Origin of the sequence: Xanthomonas bonasiae, assembly GCF_014836395.1 — a bacterium.
Taxonomy (GTDB): Bacteria; Pseudomonadota; Gammaproteobacteria; order Xanthomonadales; family Xanthomonadaceae; genus Xanthomonas_A; species Xanthomonas_A bonasiae.
Genome location: NZ_JACSQX010000005.1, coordinates 47,941 through 60,974, shown reverse-complemented (window position 1 = coordinate 60,974; position 13,034 = coordinate 47,941). Strand labels below are relative to the sequence as shown.

10 protein-coding genes and 1 pseudogene are annotated in these 13,034 nt (G+C 72.6%); 3 read left to right on the top strand and 8 right to left on the bottom strand.

Annotation, left to right across the window (positions count from 1 at the left end; all coding sequences use genetic code 11):
* Positions 1–624 precede the first annotated feature (624 nt).
* Positions 625–1,590: pseudogene (locus H9658_RS22910) on the bottom strand (hypothetical protein); the annotation flags it as partial.
* Positions 1,591–2,053: 463 nt separating this feature from the next.
* Here H9658_RS22910 and H9658_RS09190 point away from each other — a divergent pair.
* Positions 2,054–4,240, top strand: a complete 2,187-nt coding sequence (locus H9658_RS09190) for a primosomal protein N' (protein WP_191825124.1) — start codon at positions 2,054–2,056, stop codon at positions 4,238–4,240.
* Between the two features lie 29 nt (positions 4,241–4,269).
* Here the strand turns inward: H9658_RS09190 and H9658_RS09185 are convergent, their stop codons facing one another.
* Complete coding sequence (locus H9658_RS09185; RefSeq protein WP_318241268.1) at positions 4,270–5,925, bottom strand: VanW family protein; 1,656 nt, start codon at positions 5,923–5,925, stop codon at positions 4,270–4,272.
* 263 nt (positions 5,926–6,188) lie between these two features.
* On the opposite strand from H9658_RS09185, the gene H9658_RS09180 reads away from it, so the two are divergent.
* Both H9658_RS09180 and H9658_RS09175 read left to right on the top strand, forming a co-directional pair.
* Positions 6,189–7,496: an NAD(P)/FAD-dependent oxidoreductase gene (locus H9658_RS09180; protein ID WP_191825122.1), complete on the top strand. Its 1,308-nt coding sequence runs from the start codon at positions 6,189–6,191 to the stop codon at positions 7,494–7,496.
* 55 nt (positions 7,497–7,551) lie between these two features.
* Positions 7,552–8,172, top strand: coding sequence for a trimeric intracellular cation channel family protein (locus H9658_RS09175; protein ID WP_191825121.1), 621 nt, complete (start codon positions 7,552–7,554; stop codon positions 8,170–8,172).
* A gap of 128 nt (positions 8,173–8,300) precedes the next feature.
* Here the strand turns inward: H9658_RS09175 and rpoH are convergent, their stop codons facing one another.
* From rpoH to rhlB, 6 genes are all read right to left on the bottom strand, one after another.
* Positions 8,301–9,179, bottom strand: a complete 879-nt coding sequence (gene rpoH / locus H9658_RS09170) for an RNA polymerase sigma factor RpoH (RefSeq protein ID WP_003469114.1) — start codon at positions 9,177–9,179, stop codon at positions 8,301–8,303.
* Positions 9,180–9,397: 218 nt separating this feature from the next.
* Entirely contained in the window at positions 9,398–10,126 is a 729-nt protein-coding gene (gene ung, locus H9658_RS09165; protein ID WP_191825120.1) for a uracil-DNA glycosylase, read from the bottom strand.
* Between the two features lie 18 nt (positions 10,127–10,144).
* The gene (locus H9658_RS09160; RefSeq protein ID WP_179567758.1) at positions 10,145–10,987 is read right to left on the bottom strand and encodes a response regulator; all 843 of its coding nucleotides are present in this window, start codon (positions 10,985–10,987) and stop codon (positions 10,145–10,147) included.
* A 7-nt stretch (positions 10,988–10,994) separates the two neighbouring features.
* Positions 10,995–11,942: a permease-like cell division protein FtsX gene (gene ftsX / locus H9658_RS09155; protein WP_179567760.1), complete on the bottom strand. Its 948-nt coding sequence runs from the start codon at positions 11,940–11,942 to the stop codon at positions 10,995–10,997.
* Positions 11,939–12,625, bottom strand: a complete 687-nt coding sequence (ftsE, locus tag H9658_RS09150) for a cell division ATP-binding protein FtsE (protein WP_047324490.1) — start codon at positions 12,623–12,625, stop codon at positions 11,939–11,941. Before ftsE ends, ftsX begins: the two co-directional genes overlap by 4 nt.
* Positions 12,626–12,698: 73 nt before the next feature.
* Positions 12,699–13,034: ATP-dependent RNA helicase RhlB (rhlB, locus tag H9658_RS22905; RefSeq protein ID WP_263604322.1), on the bottom strand; the 336-nt coding region annotated here is incomplete at its 5' end.

The window sequence follows — 13,034 nt, the reverse complement described above, 5'->3', positions numbered from 1 at the left end:
AGGAAAGCGCCGGCGCCGGGTGGCGGAGGGGCGGCAGTTTAACCTGCGCGGCTGGTTGACGCAGGCTTCGGGACTCGGGACTCGGGACTCGGGACTCGGGACTCGGGACTCGGAGAGCGGAGAGCGGAGAGCGGAGAGCGGCGGATGCTGCGCTCAGCGCGCGGCGCGTTGGCGCAGCCAGGCCGCGCGCGCGTCCGCGCCTTGCGCCAGCAACTCGCGGCGCAGCGCCGCGCGCTCCTGCGGCGGGGTGCGCTGCGACAACAGCGCCAGGTGCTCGCGCTGCTCGGCCGGCAATGTGCGCAGCAGGCCCAGCAGCGCCGCACGCTGCGCGTCGGGCACATAGCCGAACAGCGGCTGCAACGCCCAGTACTCGCTGCCCAGTTCCGGGCCCAGCAACCAGCCGTGGCGTTCCAGCGCATCCAGTGCGGCGAATTGCGCGCGCAGCGTGTGCTGCTGCTCCACCGGCAAGCCGGCGAAGGCGCTGGCCACCTGGCGCAGGCGCGCCTGCACCGTGGCGTCCAGCGCCTCCCAGGCGGCCTGGCGCTCGCGCAACTGCGCCGGGGTCAGCGCCGGCGGCGGGTCGGCGGCCGCGGCTGGCGCCGCTGCGGCGCTGCCGGTGGCGGCCTGGGCGGCGGCGGCTTCGGCGAGGTCCTCCGCGCTCGGCGCGCTGCGCTCGATCCGTGCCGGCGGCGCGCCCGCCGCGTACCAGGCGAAGAAGTCCAGGTCGTAGACCGCCGGTTCCGGCAGCGGCGCCGGCGCGGCGGCCGGCAACGGCGGCGCGGTGGGCGCATCCGACTCGGCCGGCAGTTCCTCCACCTGCACCGGCCCGGTATCGCCCAGCGCCAGGCTCGAACCGGCGTCCGTCGCCGCAGGCCGCGACGGCGCCCGCCCCCACCACAGCGTCCCCAGCAGCGCCAGGGCCACCAGCACGACGACCGCGGCCGCCAGCCGTGGCCGGGTCAGCCCGCGCCCGCCGCCGCGACGGCGCGGACGGACCGCAGCAGGCGCCGCCGGCGTCGCCGCGGGTGTGGGCGCCGCGCCGGCGATGGCCGCATCGCGCAGGTGCGCCAGCGCCTGCAGCCGCTGCGGCGGCAGTTCGCGCAGGTGCTGCTGGGCGGCGTCGGCCAACGCGCGCCAGCCGGCGGCGTCCGGACGCCCGCCGGCATCGCGCGGACAGGCCCGCGCCAGCGCCTGCTGGTAGTCCTGGGTGGATTGGTTCAGGACCTGCGCCGCGGTCGGCTCGTCCAGCCCGGCCACGATCCGCAGCAGCAGCGCCAGGCGGTCGGCGGCGCCCAATTCCCCCAGGTGCGCCAGCGGCGCGGGCCAGCCGCTGCCGGCGGCGGTCGCGACCTGGCGCAGCGACGGCACCGCGGCGAGCAGCTTCCAGAAGCGCAGCGGCCAGTCGGCCATCGGCAGGGTCGCGGCATGGCTGCGGAACGCGCGCATCGCCGCCGCCAACGCCGGCGCGCCACGCTCGACGCTGCCGCTCTGCAACTCGGCCAGCACCGCGGCGCGGCGTTCGATGCCGCGCAGGAAGGCGGCCAGGGCGGGCGGTGCGACCGCGCCGTCGGAGGGGGGCGCGGCGGTCATCGGAACTCCATCATCGGCGCGATGATAGCGAGGCCGCCGCCGCGCCGCGCGCTTGACAACGGCGCGCCGATCGGCTGCTTCAGGCGCCAGCCGGGCGGATCGCGGCGACGGGTTGTGCACAGCGCCCCGGAGGCGCGGGCGGCGCCTCCTGTCAAGCCCCCGCGAAATCATGTTGCAGCCATGTTTCACGGCCAAGTTGTTGTTATTTATTGGATTTATCCGATTGGCGCTTTTTTGTCCAACTTGTGGCAGAGGCTTGTGAATCCGTCTTCACGGCGTGGAGCATCCCTTTCATGCACAGCTTTATCCACAGCGGGTGTGGATAAAATCGATTCTCCAAGCGGGGCAGCTATTTACGACTTGTTTATCACTTTGCGAGCAGCTATCGCGTGCAACTGGCGCTCCCTGCCGACCACCGCCGAGGGGGCATTGGCCCCCGTCCCCGACCGCTAAACTAGCGCCGATGCCGTCCCCTGCCGCCACCCTCCGCGTCGCCCTGCCGCTGCCGCTGCCGCAGCTGTTCGACTACCTGCCGCCGCCTGGCGACGACGCCGCCGACGCGATCGGTCGGCGCCTGCGGGTGCCGTTCGGCAATCGCGAACTGAGCGGGGTGGTCGCCGCGCTCGGCCAGGTCGAGGACAGCGAGGGCCTGCGCGCGGCGCTGGCCTGGCTGGACCCGGTGCCGCTGCTGCATGGCGAGCTGGCCGACTCGCTGCACTGGCTGGCCCGCTACAGCCATGCGCCGCTGGGCGAGGTGCTGGCGACGGCGCTGCCGGTGACCCTGCGCCGCGGCGAGGCGCTGCCCGACACCCACGCCTGGGCCTGGCGCCTGACCGAGGCCGGCGCCAGCCACCGCGCCCGCCCCGGCACCCGCCCGCACCGCTTCGCCGAATTGCTGCGGGCCGCGCCGCTGGACGAGGACCGCCTGGACCAGGCCATGGACGACTGGCGCAGCGCCGCGCGCAGCCTGGCCAAGCGCGACTTCGCCGAACGCATCGCGGTGCCGGCCAGCACCGCGGCGCCGCAGCCGCAGCCCGGCCCCACCCCGAACGACGAACAGCAGGCCGCGATCGACGCCATCGTCGCCGCCCCGGGCTTCGCCCCGTTCCTGCTCGACGGGGTCACCGGCAGCGGCAAGACCGAGGTCTACCTGCAGGCCATCGCCGCCTGCCTGGCGCGGGGCCGCCAGGCGCTGGTGCTGGTGCCGGAGATCGGCCTGACCCCGCAGACCCTGGCGCGGTTCCGCGCGCGCCTGGGCGTGCCGGTGCACGCGCTGCATTCCGGACTCACCGACAACGAGCGCGCGCGGGTCTGGGCCGCGGCCTGGCGCGGCGAGGCGCGGGTGGTGGTCGGCACCCGTTCGGCGGTGTTCGTGCCGCTGCCGCAGGCCGGCCTGATCGTGATCGACGAGGAACACGACGGCAGCTACAAGCAGCAGGACGGCATCCGTTACCACGCCCGCGATTTCGCCCTGGTCCGCGGCAAGGCGCTGGACGTGCCGGTGCTGCTCGGCAGCGCCACGCCGTCGCTGGAAAGCCTGCACAACGCCGCCAGCGGCCGCTACGCGCACCTGCGCCTGACCCGCCGCGCCGGCGATGCGCGGCCGCCGACGGTACGCGTGCTCGACGTGCGCAAGCGGCCGCTGCAGGACGGCCTGTCGCCGGAGGTCTTGGCCGGCATCGGCAGCGCGCTGGCCGACGGCGGCCAGGTGCTGGTGTTCAAGAACCGCCGCGGCTACGCGCCGGTGCTGCTGTGCCACGACTGCGGCTGGACCGCGCCGTGCCAGCGCTGCAGCACCCCGCTGCACGCCACGCCGATGACCGTGCATGCCGGCGGCCGGCGCCTGCAATGCCACCACTGCGGCGCGCGGCAGCCGGCGCCGCTGGCCTGCCCGGATTGCGGCAGCCTGGCGCTGCAGCCGCAGGGCATCGGCACCGAGCGCCTGGAGGAACGCCTGCTGCAGGCCTTCCCCGACGTGCCGGTGCTGCGCATCGACCGCGGCACCACCCAGCGCCGCGATGCGCTGGAGACGCAACTGGCCACGCTCGGCACGCAGCCCGGCATCCTGGTTGGCACGCAGATCCTGGCCAAGGGCCACGACCTGCCGCAGCTGACCCGGGTGGTGGTGGTCGGCATCGACGAAGGCCTGTTTTCGGCCGACTTCCGCGCCAGCGAGAAACTGGCGCAGCAGCTGATCCAGGTCGCCGGACGCGCCGGCCGCGCCGCGCGCCCGGGCGAGGTGTGGCTGCAGACCCACCATCCCGGCCATGCGCTGCTGGAGACCCTGGTGCACGGCGGCTACCACGCCTTCGCCGAGGCCGAACTGGCGCAGCGCGAGGCGGCCGGCTTCCCGCCGTTCGCGTACCTGGCGCTGCTGCGCGCCGAAGCCAAGCAGGTCGAACACGCCAACGCCTTCCTCGGCGCGGTGCGCGCGCTGCTGCCGGAGCAGGCCGAGGTGCAGCGTTTCGGGCCGATGCCGGCGCCGATGCCGCGCCGTGCCGGTTTCCAGCGCACCCAGTTGCTGTTGTCGGCGCCGACGCGGCGCGCGCTGCATGCGGTGCTGGACGCGGCGGTGCCGGCGATCCATGCGCTGCCGCAGGCGCGGCGGGTGCGCTGGTCGCTGGATGTGGATCCGCAGGATCTGTACTGAGCCGAGCGCGTCGTTCGCGTCCCGCTTTCTCAGCCCGGCAAACCCAGCACGTCGACCAGCTGCGCGCGCAGCGCGGCGCTGTCGCCGGCTTCCACGCAGCGCCACGCGCCGTCGTCCGCGCCCAGACCGCAGGCGGCGGTGGCGATCACCGGCTTGCCCAGCGCCAAGGCCAGCAGCACGCCACGCGGCTGTTGCTCGATCCAGGCCGGCAGCACCACCACCGCGGCCGCCTGCACGCCCGCGGCCATCGACGCGACCCGGCGCACATCGAAACCGCTCCAGAACTGCGGCGTCTCCTGCGCGCCTGGCGGCAACAGCAACTGCACCGGCAAACCGCGCAACGCCTCGCGCAGTTCGAACGCCCCCTTGCGCGCCAGCGCCGACGCCGCCAGCAGCACCTGCGCGGCAGCGCCATCGCCGCTGGGCGATGGCGCTGCGGGCGGCAACGGCTGCCGCCATTGCAAGGCGATGCCGCGGCTGCCGGCCAACGCCAATAGCTCGCGATGCGGGGTGATCCAGTGCCGCGCCTGCGCCAGCGCCGCGCGCTCGGCCTCGACCAGCCGCGGATCGGCGCGGAAATCGCGCAGCGTGGCGCTGTCGGGATGGCGCTGCGCCGCCACGTCCAGGCGCGCCTGCAGCAGGTGCATCGGCAGCGCGGTCATGCACACGTCCCAGCGCCGGCCCTGCAGTTCGCCGGCCAGCCACAGGCCCGGCAGCAGGCTCTGCGGCACCACCAGTTCGACATCCTGCGCGCCGAGCAGGCGCTGCAGCGCGCGCAGGCGGATGCGCTGCGCGCGCTGCCGCACCTGCGGCAACGGCAGCCCGCGGCGCAGCCACCAGCGTTGCAGCAACGCCGCCCGCACCGCGGCGACGCTGCTCCGGCGCAGCGCCAGCACCCGATCGCCCGGCTGCATGCGGCGCCGGCGGTCGTCGGCGAATTCCGGCCAGTCCTCGTCCACCAGCCAGGTGCGGCGGAGGCCCTGCGCGCTCGCCGGCACATGCCGGTGGCATGCCTCGCGGCCGCAACGCGTGCAGTCGTTCGCCGCCGTCGCTGCCGGCGCGCGCCGCAGCGGCAGCAACGGCAACGCGGCGACGGCCGGCGCGCCGCCGAGGATGCGCACGTGCAGGTCATCGCCATCCAGCCACACTTCCAGGCGCCATGCCGACTCCGCGCGCAGGCGCAGATCCACGTAGTTCCAGAACACCACCGCGTCGCGATCGCGCTCGGCCAGCGAGCCGGCGATCACCTGGGTATGCCGATGGCGCTCGACGATCTGCAGGCCCTGGCGCAACGCCGCGTCGTAGATCGCATTGGACAGCTGGCACAGGCCGCCGCCGATCGACGGCACCAGGCAGCCTTCACGCAGTTCGCGCCCGGCGGCGAAGCCGCGCCGGCGCGTGGCCCGGCCCAGCTGCCGCCAGAAACTGAAGGTGGCGCCGGCCGGCACTTCGATCCCGTGCAGCGCACGCGCGGCCACGCGCAGGTTGTGGATCTTGCCGGCGACCAGCAGCGGCGAGGTCTCCTCCGACTCCGGCCATAGCGCGGTGACCGATTCGGATACCGCCGCAGAGGCGATCGGCAGTCCCGCATCGCGGCGATGCCGGCGCGGTCCGCCGCGCAGATCGCGCAGTGCACGGCGCAGTTGCAGCACCCAGGTCTTCAGCGCGAACAGCAGGCCGCCCACCCGCGACGGCGTCGCCGCGGGCGAAACCAGAGGCCGATCCGTTGCTGTCGCTCGCATTCCCACGCGCCCTCCGCATCCCTGCCTGCGCCTGCCATCGCGCTACTATAGGGCCATGCCGTTCCAGCCCCCAGTTCCTGCACGGCGCCGCGACCGCTGCGTGCATCACGGCGCCGCGCCGCACCGCGTGCATGCAGCGTCCGCAGCCGTCGCCAGCGTGCCGACAGCCGCTTGCGCCTCGTCTTCGCGTCCTCCTGGAGTCCTGCATGGCTAGCCCGCCCGTGCCGCACCTGATCGTGGTCGGCGGCGGTTTCGCCGGGCTGTGGGCCACGCGCGCGCTGGCCAAGGCGCCGCTGCGCATCACCCTGATCGATCGCCGCAACCACCACCTGTTCCAGCCGCTGCTGTACCAGGTCGCCACCGCCGGCCTGTCGTCGCCGGACATCGCCGCGCCGCTGCGCCAGATCCTGCGCAAGCAGGACAACGTGGAAGTGCGCCTGGGCGAAGTGGTGCGCCTGGACAAGCAGGCGCGGCAGGTGCAGCTGGCCGACGGCGAGACGCTGGACTACGACTACCTGCTGGTCGCCACCGGCGCCACCCATGCCTACTTCGGCCACGACGAGTGGGCCCGGCACGCGCCCGGCCTGAAGACCCTGGACGATGCGCTGCACCTGCGCCGCCACCTGCTGCTGGCGTTCGAACGCGCCGAAGCCGAGAGCGACCCTGCCGCACGCGCGGCCTGGCTCAGCTTCGCCATCGTCGGCGGCGGCCCGACCGGGGTGGAACTGGCCGGCACCCTGGCCGAGATCGCACGGCATACGCTCAAGCACGAATTCCGCCGCATCGATCCGGCCGAGGCCAGGGTGCGGCTGATCGAAGCCGGCCCGCGCGTGCTCGCCTCGTTCCCGGAGCGGCTGTCGGCCAAGGCGCAACGGCAGCTGGAAAAGCTCGGCGTGGAAGTGCTGACCGGCGTGCCGGTGGCCGACATCGACGCCAGTGGCTATCGACTGGGCAGTACCTTCGTGCCCGCACGCACCGTGGTCTGGGCCGCCGGCGTGGCCGCCTCGCCGCTGGCGCGGACCCTGGACGTGCCGCTGGACCGCAGCGGCCGCGTGCAGGTGCAGCCGGACCTGAGCATCCCCGGGCATCCGGAAGTGTTCGTGGCCGGCGACCTGGCCGCCCTGCAGCAGGCCGACGGCAAGCCGGTGCCCGGGGTGGCGCCGGCGGCCAAGCAGATGGGCCGGCACGTCGCCGAAAATCTGTCGAAACGGCTGCGCGGCGAACCCGGCGACGCACCGTTCCGCTATGCCGACTACGGCAACCTGGCCACCATCGGGCGCATGGCCGCGATCGTGCATCTGGGCCGCCTGCAGCTGTCCGGCCTGCTGGCCTGGTGGTTCTGGCTGGCGGCGCACGTGTTCTTCCTGATCGGCTTCCGCAACCGCCTGGTGGTGCTGCTCAACTGGGCCTGGGCGTACTGGAGCTACCAGCGCGCGGCGCGCATCATCCTCGGCGACGACGAACGCCCGGCCGAGCCTGCGCCCGCGCCAGCGGAACCGCCAGCGGCCGCGTGACACCCCGCGGCGGGGCTGCGATCCTAGCCGCCCCTTGCCGCTGCGCAGTGCCGTCTTGGCGACCTTCCTGTTCCTGCTCGACCTGCTCGGCACCTTCGTGTTCGCGATCAGCGGCGCCACCGTCGGCGTGCGCCACCGCCTGGACCTGTTCGGCGTGCTGGTGCTGTCGTGCGCGGCCGCGGTCTCCGGCGGCATCGCCCGCGACGTGCTGATCGGCGCCACCCCGCCGGCTGCGCTCGGCGACGCGCGCTACCTCGGCGTCGCCTGCCTGGCCGGGCTGCTGACCTTCTACAGCCACAACACGGTCGAGCGCCTGCGCAACCCGGTGCAGATCTTCGACGCGCTCGGCCTGGCGCTGTTCGCGGTGTACGGCACCAGCAAGGCGCTGGCGTTCGGCCTGGGTCCGCTCAGCGCGACCCTGCTCGGCATGCTCAGCGGCATCGGTGGCGGCATCGTCCGCGACCTGCTGGTGGCGCGCACGCCGGTGGTGCTGCAGGCCGAGCTGTACGCGGTGGCGGCCTTGCTCGGCGGCGGCGTGGTCGCCGCGGCGCACGCGCTGCACCTGCCGCAGCCGTGGGGATTGGCGATCGGCGCCACGCTGTGCTTCGGCCTGCGCTTCATGGCGATCCGCTACGGCTGGCATCTGCCGGTGGCGCGGCCGCCGCCGGAGCCGTAACCCGCAACCCGGGCGGCCGCAATGCGGCTCGGCAGCGCCGGTCTTCGCTCGAATTGGCACAACGAAAAAGGCCCGGAAAACCAGGCCTTCTTGCTTGGCGGATCGATCATCCGCAGTTGGGCGCACACTCACGCCACGAACAACGCCTTCATCTTCTTCAGCGCGTTGGCTTCGATCTGGCGGATGCGCTCGGCCGACACGCCGTACTCGTCGGCCAGCTCCTGCAGCGTGATCTTGCTGTCGGCATCCAGCCAGCGGCGCTTGATGATGTCGCGCGAACGCGCATCCAGTTCGGCCAGGCCTTCGCGCAGCAGCTGCAGCTGGTTGTCCTCACTGTCGGCGCGCTCGTAGGCCTGCGAGGGATCTTCCTCGGCGGCCATCAGGTAGGCGGCCGGCGACGGCGGCGCATGGTCGTCGTCGTCGTCGGACGGCGCATCGAACCCGATGTCGCGGCCGGACAGGCGCGACTCCATCTCCAGCACCTCGCGCTCGGACACGTTGAGGTCCTTGGCGACCGCGGTCACTTCCGCCGCGTTCATCCAGCCCAGGCGGGTCTTGGACTTGCGCAGGTTGAAGAACAGCTTGCGCTGCGCCTTGGTCGTGGCGACCTTGACGATGCGCCAGTTCTTCAGGATGTACTCGTGCATCTCGGCACGGATCCAGTGCACCGCGAAGCTGACCAGGCGCACGCCCATTTCCGGGTCGAAGCGCTTGACCGCCTTCATCAGGCCGATGTTGCCTTCCTGGATCAGGTCGCCCAGCGGCAGGCCGTAGCCGTTGTAGCCGCGGGCGACGTGGACCACGAAGCGCAGATGGGAGTGCACCAGTTCGCGCGCCGCATCCAGGTCTTCCTGGTCGCGGTAGCGCACCGCCAGCGCGCGTTCCTCTTCGGACGTCAGCACCGGGATCTGGTGCACGGCGCCGATATAGGCATCCAGCGAACCGAGCGGACTGGGGATCGGGAGGTTGTTGGCCACCAGCGCGGTGGCAGGTATGGTCTGGCTCATAGGGCTCATCTTAGCAGTCAACTAACTAGACTGCTGGGTACAGTAAAAAGTTCCTGCGTTCCGTTTATGGAACATTCGAATCAGGAAACGGACTGTGACAGAAGCCACTGGAACGCTGGAAAGACAGGCGTAACCGGTTACGAGCACCAAAACTAGCACCCGGGCTGCGAAATTTGCGTACACGCGGCGCGCTCCGGGCGACGCCGTCGAACCACGGTTCAGCCGCCGGCCAAGGCCGGGTCCAGCGCCGCGCGCGGCGGCAGGCTCCAGTCGATCGGCGTGGCGCCGCGGCGCCGCAGGTACTCGTTGGCCGCGGAGAAATGCTTGCAGCCCAGGAAGCCGCGGTGCGCCGACAGCGGCGAGGGATGCGGCGCCTTCAGCACGCGATGGCGGCGGGTGTCGATGACCTTGCCCTTGGCCTGGGCATAGCTGCCCCACAGCAGGAACACCAGGCCTTCGCGCTCGCGGTTCAAGGTCTCCACGACGTGGTCGGTGAAGCCCTCCCAGCCCTTGCCCTGGTGCGCGCCGGCGCGGCCTTCCTCGACCGTCAGCACCGCGTTGAGCAGCAGCACGCCGCGCTGCGCCCACGGCAACAGGCAGCCGTGATCGGGACGGCGGATGCCCAGGTCGTCCTCGATCTCCTTGTAGATGTTCAGCAGCGACGGCGGCACCGGCACCCCGGGCAGCACCGAGAAGCACAGCCCATGCGCCTGGCCGTAGCCGTGGTACGGATCCTGGCCGAGGATCACCACCTCGACCTGGTCGAACGGGGTCGCGTCGAACGCGGCGAAGATCTGCCGCCCGGGCGGGAACACGCGTGCGCCGGCGGCCTTGCGCTGGCGCAGGAACGCGGCCAGTTCGCGCATCTCCGGGCGCAGCAGCCAGTCGCCGACCCGCGCCTTCCACGAGGGTTCCAGTTGGATCCGGGTGTCGTCTTCGCTACTCATGCAGGTTCGGCAGATCGGTCAGAAGGTCACGGCAGTGTCGTTGAGCTTGGCCAGGCGCAGCTGGAACAGCACCTTGGTGACCAGCAGGCGCTCCTCGATCGGCTTCTGCACCAGATCGTTGGCGCCGGCGCGCAGCAGTTCGGACTGGTTGTGCGGATTGCTGTCGCCGGTCATCACCAGCACCGGCATGCGCCGCTTGCCGTAGGCGAAGTCGATGCGGATGCGCTGCACCACGTCGCGGCCGTTGAGTTCGCCCTTCAGGGTGACGTCGGTCAGCACCAGGTCGATGCGGCGGGTGGTGCGGCCCAGCGATTCGGCGGTGAGCAGCGCGAACGCGTCCTCGGCGGTCAGCACGTGCACCACGTGCAACTCCTGCCGCTCGAGCATGCGCTTGGTCGCCTCGGCCACCACGCGGCTGTCCTCGACATAGAGGATGGTGGCGCCGACCACCGGCTGCGGTTGCACGTAGCCGCGGATGAAGGTCGCCAGCGCCTCGTGGCCCAGCGCCTTGTCGAAGTAGTCGGTGACGTATTCGGTGAAGCGGCGTTCGACCAGGTGCTGCTGCGCATCGCCGGAGACCACGATCACCGGCACGTAGGCCTGGCCGGCGGCCTCGCGCACGCTGCGCGCCAGGGCCAGGCCGTCGCCGTCGGGCAGCGCCAGCGAGGTGGTGACCAGGTTCACCGGGCCGGCCTCCAGCGCGGCGCGCGCCTCGGCGATGCTGGCGCAGCCGACCACTTCCACATCCGGCAGCTCGCGGTGCAGCACGTCGGCGATCAGCTTGCGCACCAGCTTGGAGCCGTCCACGACCATCACCCGCGGGGCGTCGCTGATCAGGTGCTTGAGCTCGTGCCGGGACATGCGCGCCTCAGGTATCGGTGGGACGCGTCTGGCGCAGGAAGTGGCCGGTCACCAGCCAAGCGCCGAGCCAGCCCAGCAGCAGGGTGCCGAGCAGCACGAACGCCGAGTGCAAGGCGTCCAGCCCGTGCAGCGCGAAATGGCTGCCGTAGCTGTCGGCCAGTTCCGCCAGCGGCGGCCCCAGCGCCAGCCCGGAAGCGGCGATCAGACCCAGCGCCAGTACCCCGGCGCCGAAGCCGTACCAGGCGCCCAGGTACAGGAACGGGCGGCGGATGAAACCGTCGCTGGCGCCGAGCAACTGCAGCACGCCGATTTCCTCGCGTCGCGACTGGATGTCCAGGCGCACGGTGTTGCCGACCACCAAGGCCGCGCCGGCGCCGAGCAGCACCGACAGCACTTGCACCAGGCGCTCGCCGAAGCGCAGCCAGCCGTCCAGGCGCTTGCGCCACAACGCGTCGTGCTGGACCAGGTCGGCCTGCGGCAGCGCGCTCAGCGAGGCGGCCAGCTGCGCGTCGTCGGCCGCGGCCGGGGTGACGATCAGCAACGTCGGCAGCGGGTTGTCGTCGAGCGCGTCCAGCGCCTCGCCGAGCCCGGCGCTGTCGCGCAGCTCGGCCATGCCCTGCTCGGGCGTGCGCAGCGCCACCGCGGCGACGTCGGCACGGCCGCGCAGGGTCGCGGCCAGCGCGTTGGCCGCGGCGGCATCGATGTCGGTCTTCAGGAACACGTTGATGTCGCGCGACTGCTGCACGCTGCCGGCGAACTGCTTGAGGTTGTCCAGCGCGATCGACAGCCCCAGCGGCAACGCCAGGGCCAGGGCCATCACCGCCATCGTCAGCAGCGTCGCCCACGGCTTGCGCATGGCGCGGCCGAGGCTGTAGACGATGCTGTGCAGGTGGTGGTCCCACCACACGCCCAGGCGCGAGGGCGCGGCGGCGCCGCCGGCGTTGCGTGCGCTCATTCGGCCAGGTCCTGCGGGGAGATGTCGTCGGCCAGGCGGCCGTGGTCGAGGATCAGCACGCGCTTGCGCATCTGCTTGAGCAGCGCCAGGTCGTGGCTGACCACCAGCACGCTGGTGCCGCGCGCCGGCAATTCGGCGAACAGTTGCATGATCTCGGCGGCCAGGGTCGGGTCGAGGTTGCCGGTGGGCTCGTCGGCGACCAGCAGGCGCGGTTCGGCGACCATCGCCCGGGCGATGCCGACGCGCTGCTGCTCGCCGGCCGACAGCTGCGACGGCAGCGCCTTCTCGCGATGGCCCAGGCCCATCCGCTCCAGCACCGAACGCACGCGCTTGCCGATCTCGGCGCGGCGGGTGCCGCGCAGGATCAGCGGCAACGCCACGTTCTCGGCGATGCTGCGGTCCATCAGCAGGCGGTGGTCCTGGTACACGACGCCGACCTCGCGTCGGTGCAGCGGCACGCGCCGCCCGCGCACCTTCAGCAGGTTGCGCTCGCCGAACAGCACCGCACCGCGCGACGGGCGCTCGCTGAGGTGGATCAACTTGAGCAAGGTGCTCTTGCCCGCCCCGGAATGGCCGGTGACGAACAGCATCTCGCCCTCCTCCACCTGGAAGCTGACGTCCACCAGCGCCTCGTGGCCACCGGCGTACTGTTTGCTGACATTGTCGAACCGCAGAACGCTCATCCGGCGATTATGCCGGAGCGGCCCGGGTTTTCGTCCACCGTGCGCGCGCCGCGAACGGTGGAGGACCGGTTCATCAGGAGCTGGAGACCAGCGAACGCAGCTTGCGGCCGAGGCGGGTCAGGAACGAATCGTTCGCCGCGGCGGCCGGCGCGGCGGCGCGCTCGCCCTGGCGCGCGGCCCTGACCTGCACCGGCTTGGCCGGCGCGTCGCTGGTGGCGACGGTGGCAGGCGCCGCACCCTCGGCGCCTTCCAGCGGACGGCCGCCGCGACGACGCCGGCGCTTGCGCGGGGCGCGCTCGCCGTCCGCCGCAGGCGCGCCGTCGACGGCGGGGCGGGCCGCCGGCTTGGGCGTGGGCGCCGCGACCACTGCGGCCGCCTCGGTGGCGCCCCCACCCGGCCCTTGCGCAAC